The organism is Pseudoduganella sp. jia 12 (genome assembly GCF_055502675.1).
The window spans coordinates 156,321-173,865 of the sequence record NZ_JBUXKP010000006.1; the positions used below are offsets into that span (position 1 = coordinate 156,321).

The window sequence follows — 17,545 nt, forward strand, 5'->3', positions numbered from 1 at the left end:
CTATTTCGACAGCGTGCGCATCGCCCGCTCCAGGCCCTCGAGCGTGGTGGGGAACATGCGGTTGTTCATGATCTGCCGGACGATGGCGATCGACTGCCGGTACTGCCAGTACTGTTCCGGCTCCGGGTTCAGCCACACGAATTTCGGGAACGCGTGCGTGAACCGGGCCAGCCACTCGGCGCCCGCTTCCTGGTTGTTGTATTCGACCGAGCCGCCGGCCTGCAGGATTTCATAGGGGCTCATCGTGGCATCGCCGACGAAGATCAGTTTCGTATCGGGCGTGTACTTGCGCAGCACGTCCCAGGTGGAAAAGCGCTCGGCGTTGCGGCGCCGGTTGTTCTTCCAAAGGTAGTCGTAAACGCAGTTGTGGAAGTAGAAGAACTCCATGTTCTTGAATTCCGAACTGGCCGCGGAAAACAGTTCCTCCGTGCGCTCGACGTGGTCGTCCATCGTGCCGCCCACGTCGAACAGCATCAGCACCTTGACGTTGTTGCGGCGTTCCGGCTGCATGCGGATATCGAGCCAGCCGGCGTTGTTGGCGGTGGCGCGGATCGTCTGGTCCAGCGCCAGTTCTTCCTGGGCGCCATCGCGGGCGAAGCGGCGCAGGCGGCGCAAGGCCACCTTGATGTTGCGGGTGCCCAGTTCCTTGTCGGCGTCGTAATCCTTGTAGGTGCGCTGGTCCCACACTTTCACGGCGGTGCGGTTGCCAGGTTTTGCAGACCCGTTGCCGCCGATGCGAACGCCTTCCGGGTTCGTGCCGCCGTTCCCGAACGGCGATGTGCCCCCGGTGCCGATCCACTTGCCGCCGCCTTCGTGGCGCTCCTTCTGTTCCTTCAGCAGCTCCTGCAGGCGGTCCATCAGCTTGTCGTAGCCGAATTTCTCCAGCGCGGCGATCTGCTCGTCCGTCAGCTCGCGCTTCATCCGCTGCAGCAGCCAGTCCAGCGGGATCGACGCCTTCGCGTCGAACGCGCCGTCGATGCCCTTGAAGTACTGGGCGAAGGCGCGGTCGAAACGGTCGTAGTGGGCTTCGTCCTTCACGAGGACGATGCGAGCGAGGTAATAGAAATCGTCGAGCGATTGCGTGACGACGTTTTTCTCCATCGCCTCCAGCAAGGTGAGGAACTCCTTGATGGAGACGGGGATTTTCGCGTCCTTCAGCGTGAAGAAGAAGTCGATCAGCATGGGCGTGGACGCTGCAATAGATAGTCGATGTGGGCGCGGATTTCCGGCCACTCGCCGCGCACGATGCTGTACATGACGGTGTCGCGCACCGTGCCGTCGCGCCGCACCCCGTGGTGGCGGATCACGCCATCCTTCTTCGCGCCGAGCCGCTCGATCGCCGCCTGCGAAGCGTGGTTGAAATTGTCCGTGCGCAGGCCCACGACGGCGCAGCCCAGCGTGTCGAACGCGTGCGCCAGCAGCATGCGCTTGCAGCTCGTGTTCACGTGGCTGCGCTGGCGGCTTTTCGCATACCACGTGTAGCCGATTTCCACGCGGTCGATGGCGGGCACGATGTCGTGGTAGCTGGTGCTGCCCAAGATTTCGCCGCTGGCGGTGTCGATCACCGCGAAGGCCAGCCGGGCAGGGCGCATCTCGAGCGCGGTGGCGATGTAGGCCTCCACGTTGTCAGGTTCCGGCACGGACGTGATGCGCAGTTTCCACAGTTCGCCGTCGCGGGCGGCCGCGCGCAGGCCGTCGGCATGCTGGTGGCCCAGCGGCTCCAGGCGCACGCCGTTCAATGCCAGCGTGACGGGCTGCACGTCGATCACCGGTTCGTCCTCGACATGAACACGAGGCGCTCGAACAGGTGCACGTCCTGTTCGTTCTTCAGCAGCGCACCGTGCAGCGGCGGCACGATGGCCTTGGCGTCCTTGCTGCGCAGCGCTTCCGGCGAAATGTCCTCCGCCAGCAGCAGCTTCATCCAGTCGAGGAATTCGGACGTGGAGGGCTTCTTCTTCAGGCCCGACACGTCGCGCACTTCGTAGAACGTCTGCAGCGCCTGTGCCAGCAATTCCTGTTTCAGGTGCGGGAAGTGCACCTTCACGATGGCTTCCATCGTATCCTTGTCGGGGAAGGCGATGTAGTGGAAGAAGCAGCGGCGCAGGAAGGCGTCCGGCAATTCCTTTTCGTTGTTCGACGTGATGATGACGAGCGGGCGGTGCTTCGCCACCACCATTTCGCGCGTTTCGTAGACGTAGAACTCCATCCGGTCCAGTTCGCGCAGCAGGTCGTTCGGGAATTCGATGTCGGCCTTGTCGATCTCGTCGATCAGCAGCACCACGGGTTCGGGCGCCGTGAAGGCCTGCCACAGCACGCCCTTGACGATGTAGTTGTGGATGTCGCGCACGCGCTCGTCGCCCAGCTGGGAGTCGCGCAGGCGCGAGACGGCGTCGTATTCATACAGGCCCTGCTGCGCCTTGGTGGTGGATTTGATGTGCCATTGCAACAGCGGGCGGTCCAGCGCGGCGGCCACTTCCTCGGCCAGCATTGTCTTGCCGGTGCCCGGTTCGCCCTTCACGAGCAGCGGCCGCTGCAAGGTGAGCGCCGCGTTGACGGCCAGTTTCAGGTCATTGGTGGCAACGTATTGGGCGGAGCCTTCAAAACGTTTATTCTTGTGGTCAACGGTCATGGACGAACTTCCGGTGGCGGGAAAAAAAGCCAGTATACGGTAGTTCTACGCAGGTTAGTACGTACTGGAAACGTGGTGGACGACCGGAAATACCTGCGCTAGAATCGGCCGCTGGTAGCACGAAAAACAAGTATTTATGCAAGCAGCAAGGGGGACACGGAGACCGCGATGAAGAATGAGTCCCCTCCAATTACTCTTTTGGACTCGACTAGCCACCCATGACCAGACTCACAGCAGTGTTCCTGCTTGCCGGCGCCATGCAAGCCGCCCCGGCCGCCTTCGCCGCGGACATCGTCGGCAACCCCGCCAACGTATCCGCGAACAAGCTTGAAATGTGCATCGGCTGCCACGCCATTCCCGGCTACAAGGCAACCTTCCCCGAAGTGTTCCAGGTGCCGAAGATCGGCGGCCAGAACGCCAAGTACATCGAAGCGGCGCTGAAGGCCTACCAGAAGGGCGATCGCAAGCACCCGTCGATGAAAGGCATCGCGGTCAGCCTTTCCGACCAGGAAATCGCCGACCTCGCCGCCTATTACGCCAAGCAGAAATGAGGAAGACCACGATGAAGAAAACCCTGTTCGCCGTGGCCTGCCTGATCGCATCCGCCGCCGCATCCGCCGTCGGCGGCAACATCAACAACGGCAAGGCGCTGGCCGAAAAATATGCCTGCGCCACCTGCCATGGCAAGGACTACAACTCGCCGATCGACCCGAGCTATCCGAAGCTCGCCGGCCAGCACAAGGATTACCTGGCCCACGCGCTGGTCGCCTACAAGCGCGGCGACGGCCCGAACGGCCGCAACAACCCGATCATGGGCGGGCTCGTGAAGCCGCTGTCGAACAAGGACATCGCCGACCTGGCGGCCTACTTCCACAGCCTGCCGGGCAACATGGTCGTCAAGCGGTAATCGCCAGACAGCAAAACAGGGGACGTACCCCTGTTTAGAGGAAATTTCTTCTAAACAGGGGTACGTCCCCTGTTTTTCTCCAGGGCTATTGCTGCACGCGGCGCTTCACGGCGTCGATGTACGCTTCGCCGTCCGGCGGCAGCCCGCTGCGCTGCGACTTCCAGATCATCTCCCCCAGGCATTCCATGATTTCATGCTGCGCATCGTGCGTGGAGTCGAGCTTTTTCGACAGTGCTTCGTAGGCGGCGCGGATGCCGCGCGGCGAGTCGATCGAGACCTGCTCGGAAATCGAAAGGTGCATCGCCAGGTGCAGGAAGGGATTGGCCTGGCCGCCTTCGACGGAATAGTCGCGCGCCAGGGCCGCTTCCGCGTCGGTCAGCGCCTCGTTGTACTCGGGGTGCAGGCGCACCCAGTCGAGCGCCATGGCTTCGAGCGGCGTGAGGATTTCATGGGCGCGGTCCTTGCGGAACACTTCGCAGAAGAAGCGGCGTACGTCGTGGGAAGAGGGGGTGAACATGGGCTGGCGGCGGCTGCGGGGAATGAGCCGGACATTGTACAAAGAAATGCCCGCCGGCGCAGATTGCGCGAGAGAAAACCGGTCGGTCCGCCGCAGCGGTCCGACACCCTGCCTCTGGGCAGGATGTCCGACACCGATGCATCGAGCGTTGGCGAAACGCTAGCGCTTGCCGGAGCTGGCCACCAGTGCCGCGCCATCGCAGCCGACCAGTTCCTGCGGTGGCGCCGCCACCGCCTGCTGCGGGCGCTGCCCTTGCTGGCCGCGGCCATGCGGCTGGCGCAAATAGCGCGACGAATGCCGGCGTTCGCCGTGCGCAGGCCACGAGAGGAACCGCGACAGTTCCTGCAGCGCGCGCTGGTAGACCTCGCGCTTGAACTCGATCACCACGTCCAGCGGCACCCAGTATTCATGCCAGCGCCAGGCGTCGAACTCGGGGTGGTCCGTCAGGCGCAGGTTGACTTCATTGTCGCGCGCGCACATGCGCAGCAGGAACCAGATCTGCTTCTGGCCGCGGTAGTGGCCGCGGATCTCGCGCTTGATGAAATGGTCCGGCACCTCGTAACGCAGCCAGTCGCGTGTGCGACCCACGATTTTCACGTGTTCCGGACGCAGGCCGATTTCCTCCTGCAACTCCCGGTACATGGCCTGCTCGGGTGTTTCGCCGTACTTGATTCCTCCTTGCGGAAATTGCCATGAGTGCTCGCGCACCCGCTTGCCCCACCAAACCTCGTTATGCGAGTTGAGCAGGATGATGCCGACGTTGGGGCGGAACCCTTCCCGATCGAGCATAGTGCACCTCAAACTTTCTGCGTGCCGATGCAGCCCTCAAGCATCTATCTTCTTACATTTTTGCCTACAAGTCCGTTTGCCGGCACCGCCTCCGAGGTACGGAGGGTGGCGGCAAGCCCGCAGTGATCGCCGCGGCTGGACGCCGCGGTGAACGCTGCAGTTGCATGCTGCACTTGTACGAATTTATAAATGATGGATGCATCAGCCAGCTAATCCTTTAAAATTAGGTTGATTATAACCCTCTCTTTTTGAAAAGAATTCACAGATATGCGTGCGTCACGGTTTTTTATTTCCACACTTAAAGAGGCGCCTTCCGACGCCGAAATCGTCAGCCACAAACTGATGATGCGGGCCGGCATGATCAAGCGGCTGGGCTCGGGCATCTACACGTACATGCCGATGGGCCTGAAGGTGATCCGCAAGGTCGAGGCGATCGTGCGCGAGGAGATGAACCGCGCTGGCGCCATCGAACTGCTGATGCCGCTGGTCCAGCCGGCCGAGCTGTGGCAGGAAACGGGCCGCTGGGACAAGATGGGGCCGGAACTGATGCGCGTAAAGGACCGGCATGGCCGCGAATTCGCCATCCAGCCCACGTCCGAGGAAGTCATCACCGACGTGGTGCGCAGCGAGATCAAGTCCTACCGCCAGCTGCCGTTGAATTTTTACCACATCCAGACGAAATTCCGCGACGAGCGCCGCCCGCGTTTCGGCCTGATGCGCGGCCGCGAATTCACGATGAAGGATGCGTACTCGTTCGACCGCGACCTGGAAGGCATGCAGAAGTCCTACCAGGTGATGTTCGATGCCTACACCAAGATCTTCACGCGCTTCGGCCTGAAGTTCCGCGCCGTGGCGGCGGACAACGGCGCCATCGGCGGCACCGGTTCGCATGAATTCCACGTGATCGCCAGCACCGGCGAGGATGCGCTGGTGTACTGCCCCACGTCCGACTACGCGGCCAATATGGAAGCGGCCGAAGCGGTGCCGACCGGCACCCGCGCGGCCCCGTCCGCCGAACTGGTGAAAACGGCCACGCCGAAAGCCGCCAAGTGCGAGGACGTGGCGAAGCTGCTGGGCATCGACCTGTCGAAGACGGTGAAGACGATCGCGCTGACCGCCGAAACGGAAACGGACGGCAAACTGGATAAACAGTATTTCATGCTGCTGCTGCGCGGCGACCATGAACTGAACGAAATCAAGGCATCGAAGGTGCCGGGCCTGCAGGGCACGTACCGCTTCTCCACCGAAGCGGAGATCGAGGAAGTCTACGGCTGCAAGCCGGGCTACCTGGGCCCGATCGGCACGAAGGCGCCGGTCACCGTCGTGGCCGACCGCACCGTGGCCAACATGGCCGACTTCGTGACCGGCGCGAACGAGGAAGACTTCCACTTCACGGGCGCGAACTGGGGCCGCGACGTGGCCGAGCCGCACGTGACGGCCGACCTGCGTAACGTGGTCGAAGGCGATCCTTCGCCGGACGGCAAGGGCGTGCTGGCGATCGAGCGCGGCATCGAGGTGGGCCACGTGTTCCAGCTGGGAACCGCATACTCGGCGGCGATGAACGCCACCTACCTGGATGAAAACGGCAAGCCGGCACCGCTGCAGATGGGGTGCTACGGTATCGGTGTCACGCGCATCCTGGGCGCGGCGATCGAGCAGAACTTCGACGACAAGGGCATCATCTGGCCGACGTCGATCGCGCCGTTCGAACTGGTGCTGTGCCCGATGGGCTACGACCGCAGCGAGCTGGTGAAGGAGGAGACCGACAAGCTGTACGCGGCGGCGCTGGCGGCCGGCATCGACGTGATCGTCGACGACCGCGGCCTGCGTCCGGGTGCGATGTTCGCGGACTGGGAACTGATCGGCGTGCCGCACCGCGTCGTCATCGGCGACCGTGGCCTGAAGGACGGCAACCTGGAATACCAGGGCCGCCGCGACACCGAAGCGACCAACGTGCCGGTCGCCGACATCGTGGCCTTCATCAAGGCCAAAGTGCAGCCGTAACCATGGCGGACGGACGGGAACGGCGCCGCTGGTGGGCGCGCCCCTTGCGCTGGTGGCACACGGTGGCCTTCGCCACCGGCGTGCTGTGCGCACCGTTCGGCTTTGCCGGCAACCAGAAAGAGGAATCGCTGGCCGACTCCGTGCGGGTGGCGCTGTCCAACGCGATCCTCGATGCCCGGCCGCCGAAACCCGTGTTCACCAACCCGGCCGACCAGGCGCGCTACGACGCGTGGTTGGCCGATATGTCCGGGCGCCTCGCGCGCAAGCTGCCGGATGAACAGCACCGCCGCGAATTCCTGGAAACCGTGTGGTACGAGGCACGCCGCGCCGGCCTCGAGCCGTCGCTCGTGCTGGGGCTGATCCAGGTGGAGTCGGCGTACCGCAAGTACGCCGTGTCGATCGTCGGCGCGCGCGGCTACATGCAGGTGATGCCGTTCTGGACCAACGTGATCGGCGACCGGGACCGCCGCAAGCTGTTCAACATGCAGACCAATTTGCGCTACGGCTGCGCCATCCTGCGCATGTACATCGACATGGAGCGCGGCGACCTGTTCCTCGCACTCGGGCGCTACAACGGCAGCCGCGGCAAGCCGGCCTATCCGAACGCCGTGCTGAAGGCCTGGAATAACTGGAAATAGCAAAACCGGTGGCGAAGCCGGGGTTTCGAGGAGCACTGCTCCTTGCCGGCGTAGCGGAGATGGTTTGCAAACCATCGCTCCTTTCTGACACCTTTTCTGGATGAATCTCCCAGAAAAGGTGTCAGACACCGGTGCTCGTCGGCCAACTGAAAAACTGGTGTCTGTCACCGGTTTTCTGGCAATAAAAAATCCCCGGGTGCAGTGCAGGCCGGGGATTTTTTTTGTACCGGGCAGGCCGGTACATGGTCAGCTCAGGTGGTCGGAAATCAGCTTCGTCATTTCAAACATGGAAACCTGGGCCTTGCCGCCGAAGACAGCTTTCAGCTTGTCGTCCGCGTTGATCATGCGGCGGTTGGCGGCATCCTGCAGGTTGTGCTTCTTGATGTATTCCCAGACTTTCTTCGTGACTTCCGTGCGTGGCAGCGGGGAGGCGCCTACTACCGGGGACAACTGGGCCGACGGAGTCATCTCTTTCATGAATGCTGCATTGGGCTTGCGTGCTGCGGGTTCTGCCTTTTTCGCTGCCGGCTTGGCTGCAGCTTTCGCTGGAGCGGCGGCCTTTGTTGCCGGAGCCGCTTTGGTTGCGGCTTTCTTGGCAGGTGCTGCCGTGGATTTCTTGGCTGTTGCCATATTCGAGCCTCCTTAACGAACACATGGAAAATTGCGCATTACAATCGCACGGCTAATATTGGTGGGCTTTTTACAAGGATGCAAGCGTTTTTCGCCTTTTTTGTGGGAAACGGCACGTAAAGAAAGGTTAATAATCAAAAAACCGCCGCTGCGCTTGCACGCAGGGCGGTTTCAAAGGCGCAGCGGGCGGAAAGCCGCGCCAATGCTGGCTTTCTTCGAAGGTCAGCGCATGCCCGGCATCATGCCTTTCATCGAGCGCATCATCTTCATCAGGCCGCCGCCCTGCAGTTTTTTCATCATGGTCTGCATCTGTTCGAACTGGTTCAGCATGCGGTTGACTTCCTGCACCTGCACGCCGGCGCCGGTCGCGATGCGGCGCTTGCGGGCAGCCTTGATCAGGTCGGGTTTCGCACGTTCGGCCGGGGTCATCGAATCGATGATGCCGACCATGCGGCGCACCTGTTTTTCCGCCTGGTCCATGTTCGCGTTGCCGGCCGCCTGCTGGAATTGCGCCGGCAGCTTGTCGACCAGGCCGGCCATGCCGCCCATCTTCTTCATCTGGCCCAGTTGCGCCTTGAAGTCGTTCATGTCGAACTTGCCGCCGGCCTTGACCTTCGCGGCCAGGTCCGCCGCCGCCTTCGCATCGACGCCCTTGCGCGCTTCCTCGACGAGCGCGAAGATGTCGCCCATGCCGAGCACGCGGTTGGCCATGCGGGCCGGGTCGAATGCTTCCAGGCCATCGAGCTTTTCCGACACGCCGGCGAACTTGATCGGCTTGCCGGTAATGTGGCGCACGGACAGCGCCGCACCGCCGCGCGAATCGCCATCGAGCTTGGTCAGCACGATGCCGGTCAGCGGCAGCGCGTCGTTGAAGGCCTTCGCGGTGTTGATCGCATCCTGGCCCAGCATCGCGTCGACGACGAACAGCGTTTCGATGGGCTTGACCGCGCCGTGCACGGCGGCGATTTCCTTCATCATTTCTTCGTCGATGCCCAGGCGGCCGGCCGTGTCGATGATCAGCACGTCGTGGTAATGCTTCTTCGCCCAGTCCAGCGCGGACAGCGCGATGTCCACCGGCTTGTCCTGCGCGGTGGACGGGAAGAAGTCGGCGCCGGCCTGGCCCGTCACGGACTGCAGCTGCGCGATTGCGGCGGGGCGGTACACGTCGGCCGACACGGTCAGCACTTTTTTCTTCTTCTGCTCGCGCAGGTACTTGGCCAGCTTGCCGACCGTGGTGGTTTTACCGACACCCTGCAGGCCGGCCATCAGGATGATCGCCGGCGGCTGCTGCGCAAAGCTCAGTTGCGTGGCTTCGGGGCCGAGGTCGGCGCCCATCAGCGCGCCCAGCTCGCGCTGCACCACGCCCACCAGCGCCTGGCCCGGCGACAGCGAGCCGACGACTTCTTCGCCGAGCGCCTTTTCCTTGACCTTGCCGATGAATTCGCGCACCGCGGGCAGCGCCACGTCGGCCTCGAGCAGGGCAAGGCGCACTTCGCGCAGCATCTCGGCGGTATTGGCTTCGGTCAGGCGGGCCTCGCCGCGCATGGTCTTGACGACCTTGGCAAGGCGTTGAGTCAGATTGTCTAGCATGTCGGGTTCAGAATGGAAGAGGGCGGGCACGTGCCCGGAACCGTGCCATTTTACATGAGTGCGGCGGGGGACGGTTCCATCGCGCCGGGCGCCGATGCTCTCCAATTGCCACAGCCGTGCACACTTCATGGCGATGAATGTCATTACTGATTGACAACGTTTCAAGCCGCCTGCATCGTGCTCGTTCACTTTCAACATCACGATCATGGGGAGCGGCATGAGCAGCAATCATAGCGGCGGTGCAGCGGTACACCAGGTGGAACCGGAACGCCGGGAAGAAGGCTTTGCATTCACCGCGACGGGCGGCGAGTATTTCCGGGACATTGCCGGCATCTACATCACCAACACGCTCGCCATCGTCTGCACGCTGGGCCTGTTCATTCCGTTCGCCACCGTGCGCCTGATGAAATATCGGCTGGACTCTGCGTCGCTGGTGGTCGACGGCAGCCTGGACGACATCGTGGCCGGCGAGCGGAGCCACGTCAGCGCCCTCGGCGACAGCGCTGCCGACCTGGCCGACTTCGACCTGGCGCTGTAAGCCATGGAGACAGGCCTGACCGGCAGCTACTTCGACGGTGTCACATCGCGCGCGCACCGCGTCACGCTGGCGGTGCGCGATGGTGAGGTGCACCTGGCGGGTGACGTGGAACGCAGCACGCCGCTGGCGCAGATGCGCGTGGCCGAGCGCATCGCCCGCGCGCCGCGCAAGCTCACATTTCCCGACGAAGCCACGTTCGAGGCGGACGACCAGGCGGCGCTCGACGCGCTGCTGCACGCCACCGGCCACCGCGACAGCATCGTCGTGCGGGCCCAGCAAAGCTGGCGCAGCGCGCTGGCCGCGATCGGCGTGACGGTCGGCCTGGTGGCGGTGGGCTACCTGTTCGTGCTGCCGGCCGGCGCCGACCTGGTGGCGCAGAACCTGCCCGTGTCGGTCGAGCGCCAGATCGGGCAGGGCACGCTGGCCCTGCTGGACCGGCATGTATTCTCCCCCAGCCGCCTGCCCGAGGCGCGGCGCGGCGAACTGGCGGCACGCTTTGCACGGCTGGTGCCGCCCGAAACGGTCGACGGGCCGGCTCCCGAATGGCACTTGGTGTTCCGCAAGAGCCGCATCGGCCCGAATGCGTTTGCGCTGCCATCCGGCCACATCGTGCTGACCGACGAGATGGTGGAACTGCTTAATGACGACGGCGCCGTGATGGCCACGCTGGCGCACGAGCTGGGCCACCTGCACGGCCGCCACCTGACGCGGCGGCTGGTCCAGGGCTCCGTCGTCGCGGCGGCCGGCCTGCTGATCTCCGGCGACGCCAGCTCGCTGGTGGCCGGGCTGCCGGCGCTGGCGCTGGACCTGCACCATTCGCGCGACGCGGAACGCGAGGCCGACGATTACGCCGTCGCGCTGCTGGAGCGGAACGGCTTGCCGCTGGTGTACCTGGAACGGGTGTTCCAGGCGTTCCAGCGCCTGGAGCAGGACGGCCCCCATGTGCCGGCCTACCTGTCCAGCCACCCCGCCACGGCGGAACGGCTGGACAAGGTGGTGCGGCTGCGGCGGAGCGCCGAGTAAGACCGGGGCCGGGGGCCTTCAGGCCCCCGGAACATCAGTGCTGCACGACCAGCCGCAGTACCGTGCCCTTCGACAGCACCGCGAAGCTGAACGGCCCGGTAGCCACCAGCGAGGAAGGACCGTCGAGGGAGCCCGGCAGGGTACCCACGTAATTGAACGTCTGGCCGGCGACGCCCGCAACCACCGACTTTTCGCCGCCCGGCGTGGTGCGGTAGATGACGGACTGTCCGTAGTCGGCTGTGTAGACGTTGCCGTTCGCATCCTTGACGGCGCCGAGACCCGCAGGCAGTTCCGCGACGGTCGTCACCACACCGGCCGGCGTGATCTTGCGCACCGGCACAGGCACGCCGACGCCGGTACCGTTGACCGATACGCGGTCGGTGGCATACAGGTTGCCTTCCGCATCGATGCCGGCCAGCGTCGGCACGATGAAGCGTGCCGCGGCGCCGGTGCCGTCCACCTTCGTGTCGGTCTTGTCGTGGGACCCGGCCAGCAGGGTGACCGCGCCCTGCGGCGTGACCTTGTAGATCGCGCCGCCGCCCGTCTGTGGCATGCTCCAGCCGGATACCTGGCGGTCCGACACGTACATATTGCCGCTCGCATCCGTGACGATCCCGGTCGGCACGTTCACGATCGGGGAATCGAGGAACGGGGTCACCACGCCGGAAGGCGTCACCTTGCGCAGCACCAGGCCCGGTATGTCATTGCTGTGGTTGCCGACCACTTCCCTGTGGACGACGAACAGGTTGCCCTGGTTGTCACCCGTCATCAGGTAGGTGGCAACGCTGAAGCGTGCGGCGGTACCCGTGCCATCGACCCGGTCACCGCCATCCGGCGCATCGCCGGCAAACGGTGTCGTGGTGCCGTCTGCGTTCAGCGCGTCGACTTGCGCGGTGTACGAGACCAGCACGCGCGCACCGCCGTTGCCAACGATCTGGCGTGCGCCGTTCAGTTGCCTGATACTGGTCACCACGCCTGCCTGGGTCACCTTGCGCAGCGAGATGCCGGCATTGCCGCTCAACGGGTCGAGCACCAGCACATTGTCCTGGCTGTCGACGGCCAGGCTGAACGGGGCGAGGAAGCGCGCCTGGCTACCGGTACCGTCCGCTGGCAGGGCAGCACCCAGGCTGCCGGCCAGCGTCGTGACCACGCCGGCCGGCGTGATCTTGCGGATCAGCGTATCGTCGATGACATACAGGTTGCCTTGCTGGTCACTGGCGGCTGCCTTGAGCGCGCGGAAGCGCGCCGTGGCGGCCGGGCCGTCCACCGGCACGGGCTGGGCGGCGCCGGTAATGGTGCCGGCCAGTGCAACCACACTGCCGTTCTCGCCGATCGTGACGATGCGTTCGTTCTGGATGCCATGGAGCTTGCCGCCCACCGTGCCATGCAGGTGGAAGTCGTCGGCCGGCGCCAGCGTCAGCGTGGCGAAGGTGGTGGACTGCTTGTCGCTGTTCAGCCGGCGGATCGCGACGGTGCCCGCGGCATGGTCGACCTCGGCGAACGTGAACGTGCCGGATGCCGACGGCGCCACGGTTTGCGCCAGTCCGGTCTGTGCCAATGTGGTGACCGTGCCTTTGGCCGTGACACGACGCAGCGCCGAATCCTCGGCCACCAGCAGGCCGCCTTGCGCATCGATCGCCAGTTCGCGAATGCTTTCAAAGCGTGCGAGCGTGCCCTGGCCATCCATCACACCGCTGCTGCCATCGTCGCCGGCAATGATTTCCAGGCGCGCCGCGCCCGGATCCGGATAAAGCGTGAGGTTGACGGCCTTCGTGACGCCGCCCGCCGTGGCATTGATCGTGACCAGCGTGGCTGCCGCGACACCGGCGGGCGGCGGCTGGTATTTGACGCTGGCGCCACTGGCGGCGGACAGCGAACCCGGACTGCCCGCGGCCAGCTGCCAGCTCACGGCCGAGGCATCGGACACCGTGGCCGAGAGCGTGACGGCGCCGCCGCCGGCCAATGCATAAGGCGTGCTGCTGCTGGCAGCCAGCGTCGTGGACTGGCCGCCGGTAGCTGGCGGTGCGGCGTTGCCGCCGCTATCGCCACCACCGCCGCATGCCGTGGCGGCCATGGCGAGCATTGCCGCGCAAATCGACCGGCTCAGAACGTTATATTGCATTGCCAAACTCCTCGTATGTCGTTGTTATAAGCCGGCCTATTCCTGTTCCGGCCCTGTTGTGATTCGTGGCAGATTATGAATAATGAAACCATGAAAATTCTCGCCAATTCTCACTTCTCACGAATCGTTACAAAGAAGTGCACTGAACATGGTGCATATACGTCACTTTGCATGACGCGGCATCTTCCAGTGCATTCACGCCGGCGGCCGGGGTATGATTCCCGGACAAACTGTCGGGCCCGCTTGGCCCCGGTCATTTCGCACAAGGAGTGGGAATGAAGCTGAATTCGGTGGTGTTCAATGCGGTACTGGCGCTCGGCATCGTCCACGGCGCACAGGCCCAGGCGCAGGACGTGGTCAGGCTGGGCAACCTGAAGTTCGCCCATTACGGGGCCGTCTCCTATATCAAGGAGATCGCGCCGAAATGCGGCATCAAGGTCGAGGAGCACGTGTTCGCGAAGGGGCTGGACGTGATGCAGGCGATCATTGCCGGTGAGCTGGACGTGGGCGCCACGGCGTCGGAGGCGGCGATCTCCGGCCGCGCCGGCGGCGCGCCGATCTACGTGGTGGCCGGCTTCGCGAAGGGCGGTGCGCGCCTCGTCGGCCGCACCGACCTGGCCATGAAGTCGATCAAGGACCTGAAGGGTAAGCGCGTGGGCGTCACGCGCGGCGGCATCCAGGAAGTGCTGCTGCTGGCCGAGCTGCAGCAGGCCGGGCTCACCGCATCCGACCAGCCGGGCAAGGACGTGCGCCTGGTGTTCCTGGCCTACGCCGATTTGAACCAGGCGCTGCTGGGCAAGAACATCGATGCGATGATGCAGTCCGAACCCCAGTCGTCGCAGGCGATCAACAAGGGCTTCGGCAACGAGATCATGAAGCCGTACAACACGCCGATCGGCGAGCCGGTGCGCACCATGGTGATGACCGAGAAGTTCTACAAGGAGCGCCGGCCGGTGGCCGAGAAGTTCATGCGCTGCTTCGTCGAAGCCACGAAGACCTTCATCGACAACAAGGCGGTCGCGGAAAAATACGTGCGCGAGGTGGTGTTCAAGGGCCAGATCACCAAGGACGATTTCGAGGACGCGATCGGCAATTCGCCGTATGTGTACGACATCTCGGTCGGGCACATCCAGACCACGACCGACGTGATGGTCAAGACCGGTGTCGGCCGCATGAGCCGCCCGCCGGTGGCGAAGGACTGGGTGAAGACCGACCTGCTGGAGCAGGCCCGCAAGAGCCTCGGCGTCAAGTAAGGGAGACGGCATGGCGCGCATCGACTGGCGGGAAGCGGGTATCGGCCTCGTGGTGCCGGTGGCCGTGATCGCCGCGTGGCAGCTGGCGTCCAGCCAGGGATGGGTGAATCCGCAGGTGCTGCCGTCGCCCTGGGCGGTGGTGACGAAGTGGGTCGAATACCTGCTGCCGCTGCAGCCGCACGACCCGGCCGCGCAATCGTGGCTGGCATGGGCTTTTTCCGGGGAGCTGATCCACGACTCGCTGGGCTCTCTATATAGAGTGGTGGTCGGCTTCGCCATCGGCGCCGGGCTGGCGCTGCCGATCGGGCTGTCGATGGGGGCCAGCCCGCGCGTGTATGCGTGGCTCAATCCGCTGGTGCAGCTGCTGCGGCCGATTCCGCCGATCGCCTACATCCCGCTGTCGATCCTGTGGTTCGGGCTGGGCAACCCGCCGGCCGTGTTCCTGATCGCGCTGGGCGCGTTCTTCCCGGTGCTGATGAACACCATCGCCGGCGTGCGCCAGGTGGACGGCATCTATATCCGCGCCGCGCGCAACCTGGGCGCCTCGGGCGGCACGCTGTTCGTGCGCGTGATCCTGCCGGCGGCCGTGCCCTATATATTGTCCGGCGTGCGGATCGGCATCGGCACCGCGTTCATTGTCGTGATCGTGGCCGAGATGATCGCCGTGAGCAACGGGCTCGGATTCCGCATCACGGAGGCGCGCGAATACTTCTGGTCGGACAAGATCATTGCCGGCATGTTCACGATCGGGATCCTCGGCCTGGCCATCGACGTGGGCGTGAACCGGCTGAACAACCACCTGCTGCGCTGGCACCGCGGCCTGGAGAACTGACATGGATGCTGGCAAGAGCGGTCCGCACATCGTCGTGGAGGGCGTGAGCAAGGTATTCGCCACCGGCGGGCGCGAAGTGGTGGCATTGAAGGATATCGACCTGGCCATCCCGCGCGGCCAGTTCGTTTGCCTGCTGGGGCCTTCCGGCTGCGGCAAGTCGACACTGCTGAACGCGGTGGCCGGCTTCGCGCCGCCCTCGAGCGGCACGATCACGGTCGATGGCCAGCAGGTCGTGGCGCCAGGGCCGGAACGGGGCATGGTGTTCCAGGAGTATGCGCTGTTTCCGTGGATGACGGTCGAGGACAACGTGGCCTTCGGCCTGGAAATCAAGGGCCAGCCGAAGGAACGGATCCGCGCCACCGTCGACAAGCTGCTGGCGATGCTGTCGCTGTCCGACTTTCGCCAGCGCTATCCGAAGGACCTGTCCGGCGGCATGCGCCAGCGCGTGGCGATCGCCCGCGTGCTGGCGCTCGACTCGCCGATCATGCTGATGGACGAGCCGTTCGGCGCCCTCGACGCGCTCACGCGGCGCAACCTGCAGGACGAACTGCTGCGCATCTGGTCCGAGCTGAAGAAAACGATCATCTTCGTCACGCACTCGATCGAGGAAGCGATCTACCTCGCCGACCGCATCGTGGTGATGACCTACCGGCCGGGCACGATCAAGCGCGACATCCTCGTCGACCTGCCCCGGCTGCGCGACCCGGCCGCCGCCGACTTCAATGCCCTCAAGCGCGAACTGGGGCTGCTCGTGATGGAAGAGCAGCAGCGCCACCACCACGACGAGCTGCGCCTCGCCGCCGTGGATTAGTTGCCCGAAAAATGGGGTACGTCCCCATTTTTCGGGAAATGTTTCTCAGAAAATGGGGTACGTCCCCATTTTTCGGGAAACTTTCCGCCCGATCCGCATGGCCGCGTTAGTGTAAACTGCGCGGATGCAGACCATTCTTTTGATCGCAGCCGCGCTGCTGTATATCGTGTGCGCTTCATTGCCCGCCGCCAGGGCGAAGCCGATTGCCGCGGTGACGGCGCTGGCGTGGCTGGTGCATGGGGCCGGGTTGTGGATGGACGTGGTGGTGCCCGGCTCGCTGCGGCTCGGCTTCGCGGCCATGCTGTCGTCCGCGCTGTGGATCTCGGTGGGCGCCTACTGGATCGAAAACCGCAATTTCGCGCTCGACGGCCTGCGCCGCATGGTCATGCCGGTTGCCGCCATCGCCAGTGCGCTGCAGGCATTGTTCCCGGGGGCGCTGATCGCGCTGGAAGGGCGCACGCCGATGTTCGGCTGGCACATCGCGGTCGCCACGCTGGCGTACAGCACGCTGACGATCGCCGCGTTCCATGCGGTGCTGATGGCGTTGCAGGAATCGCGGCTGCATACCCGCAGCGAGCAGGTCACGTTCCTGTCGGCCGCGCTGGACCAGCTGCCTGCGCTGCTGACGATGGAAAAACTGCTGTTCCGCCTGATCGGCTTCGGCTTTACGCTGCTCAGCCTTACCGTGCTGTCGGGCATCGTGTTTTCCGAGCAGCTGTTCGGCCAGGCCCTGAAGTGGGACCATAAATCCGTGTTCACGCTGCTGTCATGGATACTGTTCGCGGCGCTGCTGGCCGGCCGCCATTTCCGCGGCTGGCGCGGCAAGACGGCGCTGTCGTTTACGCTGGCGGGATTCGCCACGCTGCTGCTGGCCTATGTCGGCAGCCGCTTTGTTCTGGAAGTAGTGCTACACCGAGGTTTCGCATGACACGTATCCTGTTCTGGCTGGCGCTCGCGCTGCTGGTGTATTTCGCCATCCGTTCCAAGCTGAAGCAATCGCAGCGCCGGCAGCAGGAGGAGGCACTGCGGCAACAGCAACAGCAGCAACAGCAGGCGTCCGCGCAGCGCCAGGTGGTGGCGTCCGAGGAAATGCTGTGCTGCGCGCAGTGCGGCATGTATTTCCCCGCGTCGGAAAACGTGCCGGCCGATGGGCGCGACTACTGCAGCCCGGCCCACGCGCCGCTGAAGTGATGCGCACAGGATGATGTGCGCAACATGATGTGCGCAACCAGGCGGCCGGCACGGTGACCATCACGGATGCC

General features: G+C 64.4%; 19 protein-coding genes. 11 read left to right on the plus strand and 8 right to left on the minus strand.

Annotated elements, in window-relative coordinates; all coding sequences use genetic code 11:
* From ACY65G_RS15005 to ACY65G_RS15015, 3 genes are read right to left on the minus strand one after another with little or no spacing between them, the layout of a single operon-like run.
* On the minus strand, nucleotides 1–1,182 hold the full coding sequence (locus tag ACY65G_RS15005; RefSeq protein WP_464998125.1) for a vWA domain-containing protein: 1,182 nt from the start codon (nucleotides 1,180–1,182) through the stop codon (nucleotides 1–3).
* Nucleotides 1,176–1,769, minus strand: coding sequence for a GNAT family N-acetyltransferase (locus ACY65G_RS15010; protein WP_464998126.1), 594 nt, complete (start codon nucleotides 1,767–1,769; stop codon nucleotides 1,176–1,178). The genes ACY65G_RS15005 and ACY65G_RS15010 overlap by 7 nt, the downstream gene beginning before the upstream one ends.
* The gene (locus tag ACY65G_RS15015; protein WP_130187551.1) at nucleotides 1,766–2,629 is read right to left on the minus strand and encodes an AAA family ATPase; all 864 of its coding nucleotides are present in this window, start codon (nucleotides 2,627–2,629) and stop codon (nucleotides 1,766–1,768) included. The genes ACY65G_RS15010 and ACY65G_RS15015 overlap by 4 nt, the downstream gene beginning before the upstream one ends.
* A gap of 218 nt (nucleotides 2,630–2,847) precedes the next feature.
* Here ACY65G_RS15015 and ACY65G_RS15020 point away from each other — a divergent pair, with 218 nt between their 5' ends.
* Nucleotides 2,848–3,180: a c-type cytochrome gene (locus tag ACY65G_RS15020; RefSeq protein WP_464998127.1), complete on the plus strand. Its 333-nt coding sequence runs from the start codon at nucleotides 2,848–2,850 to the stop codon at nucleotides 3,178–3,180.
* 11 nt (nucleotides 3,181–3,191) lie between these two features.
* Nucleotides 3,192–3,536, plus strand: a complete 345-nt coding sequence (locus ACY65G_RS15025) for a c-type cytochrome (RefSeq protein WP_464998128.1) — start codon at nucleotides 3,192–3,194, stop codon at nucleotides 3,534–3,536.
* An 85-nt stretch (nucleotides 3,537–3,621) separates the two neighbouring features.
* Here ACY65G_RS15025 and ACY65G_RS15030 read toward each other — a convergent pair whose 3' ends face one another.
* Nucleotides 3,622–4,053 carry a DUF1841 family protein gene (locus tag ACY65G_RS15030; RefSeq protein WP_464998129.1) on the minus strand — a complete coding sequence of 144 codons (432 nt, stop codon included), beginning with the start codon at nucleotides 4,051–4,053 and terminating at the stop codon, nucleotides 3,622–3,624.
* 159 nt (nucleotides 4,054–4,212) lie between these two features.
* Nucleotides 4,213–4,842, minus strand: a complete 630-nt coding sequence (locus ACY65G_RS15035) for an RNA pyrophosphohydrolase (protein ID WP_464998130.1) — start codon at nucleotides 4,840–4,842, stop codon at nucleotides 4,213–4,215.
* A 267-nt stretch (nucleotides 4,843–5,109) separates the two neighbouring features.
* Between ACY65G_RS15035 and ACY65G_RS15040 the strand changes: the two genes are divergently transcribed.
* Together ACY65G_RS15040 and ACY65G_RS15045 are read left to right on the plus strand one after the other, a co-directional pair.
* Nucleotides 5,110–6,846, plus strand: a complete 1,737-nt coding sequence (locus ACY65G_RS15040; RefSeq protein ID WP_464998131.1) for a proline--tRNA ligase — start codon at nucleotides 5,110–5,112, stop codon at nucleotides 6,844–6,846.
* A gap of 2 nt (nucleotides 6,847–6,848) precedes the next feature.
* Nucleotides 6,849–7,484, plus strand: coding sequence for a lytic transglycosylase domain-containing protein (locus ACY65G_RS15045; protein WP_464998132.1), 636 nt, complete (start codon nucleotides 6,849–6,851; stop codon nucleotides 7,482–7,484).
* Nucleotides 7,485–7,730: 246 nt separating this feature from the next.
* Here the strand turns inward: ACY65G_RS15045 and ACY65G_RS15050 are convergent, their stop codons facing one another.
* Nucleotides 7,731–8,114: an SWIB/MDM2 domain-containing protein gene (locus ACY65G_RS15050; RefSeq protein WP_464998133.1), complete on the minus strand. Its 384-nt coding sequence runs from the start codon at nucleotides 8,112–8,114 to the stop codon at nucleotides 7,731–7,733.
* Nucleotides 8,115–8,336: 222 nt separating this feature from the next.
* On the minus strand, nucleotides 8,337–9,704 hold the full coding sequence (ffh, locus tag ACY65G_RS15055) for a signal recognition particle protein (RefSeq protein WP_464998134.1): 1,368 nt from the start codon (nucleotides 9,702–9,704) through the stop codon (nucleotides 8,337–8,339).
* 217 nt (nucleotides 9,705–9,921) lie between these two features.
* Between ffh and ACY65G_RS15060 the strand changes: the two genes are divergently transcribed.
* Nucleotides 9,922–10,242 (plus strand): DUF898 family protein, encoded by a 321-nt coding sequence (locus ACY65G_RS15060; RefSeq protein WP_464998135.1) that lies wholly within the window; start codon nucleotides 9,922–9,924, stop codon nucleotides 10,240–10,242.
* Between the two features lie 3 nt (nucleotides 10,243–10,245).
* The gene (locus ACY65G_RS15065) at nucleotides 10,246–11,265 is read left to right on the plus strand and encodes a M48 family metallopeptidase (protein ID WP_464998136.1); all 1,020 of its coding nucleotides are present in this window, start codon (nucleotides 10,246–10,248) and stop codon (nucleotides 11,263–11,265) included.
* A gap of 34 nt (nucleotides 11,266–11,299) precedes the next feature.
* On the opposite strand, the gene ACY65G_RS15070 is transcribed toward ACY65G_RS15065, so the two are convergent.
* Entirely contained in the window at nucleotides 11,300–13,387 is a 2,088-nt protein-coding gene (locus tag ACY65G_RS15070; protein ID WP_464998137.1) for an NHL repeat-containing protein, read from the minus strand.
* Nucleotides 13,388–13,662: 275 nt separating this feature from the next.
* Here ACY65G_RS15070 and ACY65G_RS15075 point away from each other — a divergent pair, with 275 nt between their 5' ends.
* The 5 genes from ACY65G_RS15075 to ACY65G_RS15095 all read left to right on the plus strand — a co-directional run bounded on the left by ACY65G_RS15075 (nucleotide 13,663) and on the right by ACY65G_RS15095 (nucleotide 17,474).
* Nucleotides 13,663–14,640, plus strand: a complete 978-nt coding sequence (locus ACY65G_RS15075) for an ABC transporter substrate-binding protein (RefSeq protein WP_464998138.1) — start codon at nucleotides 13,663–13,665, stop codon at nucleotides 14,638–14,640.
* A 10-nt stretch (nucleotides 14,641–14,650) separates the two neighbouring features.
* Nucleotides 14,651–15,472 (plus strand): ABC transporter permease, encoded by an 822-nt coding sequence (locus ACY65G_RS15080; protein ID WP_464998139.1) that lies wholly within the window; start codon nucleotides 14,651–14,653, stop codon nucleotides 15,470–15,472.
* 1 nt (nucleotide 15,473) lies between these two features.
* Nucleotides 15,474–16,283 (plus strand): ABC transporter ATP-binding protein, encoded by an 810-nt coding sequence (locus ACY65G_RS15085; RefSeq protein WP_464998140.1) that lies wholly within the window; start codon nucleotides 15,474–15,476, stop codon nucleotides 16,281–16,283.
* 124 nt (nucleotides 16,284–16,407) lie between these two features.
* Nucleotides 16,408–17,211 carry a cytochrome C assembly family protein gene (locus tag ACY65G_RS15090; RefSeq protein ID WP_464998141.1) on the plus strand — a complete coding sequence of 268 codons (804 nt, stop codon included), beginning with the start codon at nucleotides 16,408–16,410 and terminating at the stop codon, nucleotides 17,209–17,211.
* On the plus strand, nucleotides 17,208–17,474 hold the full coding sequence (locus tag ACY65G_RS15095) for a PP0621 family protein (RefSeq protein ID WP_464998142.1): 267 nt from the start codon (nucleotides 17,208–17,210) through the stop codon (nucleotides 17,472–17,474). Before ACY65G_RS15090 ends, ACY65G_RS15095 begins: the two co-directional genes overlap by 4 nt.
* The last annotated feature ends 71 nt before the right edge of the window (nucleotides 17,475–17,545 follow it).

What these genes read in the sequence shown, in the direction of transcription:
- ACY65G_RS15005 (WP_464998125.1), bottom strand. Translation starts at nt 1,182, where the DNA reads ATGCTGATCGACTTCTTCTTCACGCTGAAGGACGCGAAAATCCCCGTC.
- ACY65G_RS15015 (WP_130187551.1), bottom strand. Translation starts at nt 2,629, where the DNA reads ATGACCGTTGACCACAAGAATAAACGTTTTGAAGGCTCCGCCCAATAC.
- ACY65G_RS15020 (WP_464998127.1), top strand. Translation starts at nt 2,848, where the DNA reads ATGACCAGACTCACAGCAGTGTTCCTGCTTGCCGGCGCCATGCAAGCC.
- ACY65G_RS15025 (WP_464998128.1), top strand. Translation starts at nt 3,192, where the DNA reads ATGAAGAAAACCCTGTTCGCCGTGGCCTGCCTGATCGCATCCGCCGCC.
- ACY65G_RS15030 (WP_464998129.1), bottom strand. Translation starts at nt 4,053, where the DNA reads ATGTTCACCCCCTCTTCCCACGACGTACGCCGCTTCTTCTGCGAAGTG.
- ACY65G_RS15035 (WP_464998130.1), bottom strand. Translation starts at nt 4,842, where the DNA reads ATGCTCGATCGGGAAGGGTTCCGCCCCAACGTCGGCATCATCCTGCTC.
- ACY65G_RS15040 (WP_464998131.1), top strand. Translation starts at nt 5,110, where the DNA reads ATGCGTGCGTCACGGTTTTTTATTTCCACACTTAAAGAGGCGCCTTCC.
- ACY65G_RS15045 (WP_464998132.1), top strand. Translation starts at nt 6,849, where the DNA reads ATGGCGGACGGACGGGAACGGCGCCGCTGGTGGGCGCGCCCCTTGCGC.
- ACY65G_RS15050 (WP_464998133.1), bottom strand. Translation starts at nt 8,114, where the DNA reads ATGGCAACAGCCAAGAAATCCACGGCAGCACCTGCCAAGAAAGCCGCA.
- ffh (WP_464998134.1), bottom strand. Translation starts at nt 9,704, where the DNA reads ATGCTAGACAATCTGACTCAACGCCTTGCCAAGGTCGTCAAGACCATG.
- ACY65G_RS15060 (WP_464998135.1), top strand. Translation starts at nt 9,922, where the DNA reads ATGAGCAGCAATCATAGCGGCGGTGCAGCGGTACACCAGGTGGAACCG.
- ACY65G_RS15065 (WP_464998136.1), top strand. Translation starts at nt 10,246, where the DNA reads ATGGAGACAGGCCTGACCGGCAGCTACTTCGACGGTGTCACATCGCGC.
- ACY65G_RS15070 (WP_464998137.1), bottom strand. Translation starts at nt 13,387, where the DNA reads ATGCAATATAACGTTCTGAGCCGGTCGATTTGCGCGGCAATGCTCGCC.
- ACY65G_RS15075 (WP_464998138.1), top strand. Translation starts at nt 13,663, where the DNA reads ATGAAGCTGAATTCGGTGGTGTTCAATGCGGTACTGGCGCTCGGCATC.
- ACY65G_RS15080 (WP_464998139.1), top strand. Translation starts at nt 14,651, where the DNA reads ATGGCGCGCATCGACTGGCGGGAAGCGGGTATCGGCCTCGTGGTGCCG.
- ACY65G_RS15085 (WP_464998140.1), top strand. Translation starts at nt 15,474, where the DNA reads ATGGATGCTGGCAAGAGCGGTCCGCACATCGTCGTGGAGGGCGTGAGC.
- ACY65G_RS15090 (WP_464998141.1), top strand. Translation starts at nt 16,408, where the DNA reads ATGCAGACCATTCTTTTGATCGCAGCCGCGCTGCTGTATATCGTGTGC.
- ACY65G_RS15095 (WP_464998142.1), top strand. Translation starts at nt 17,208, where the DNA reads ATGACACGTATCCTGTTCTGGCTGGCGCTCGCGCTGCTGGTGTATTTC.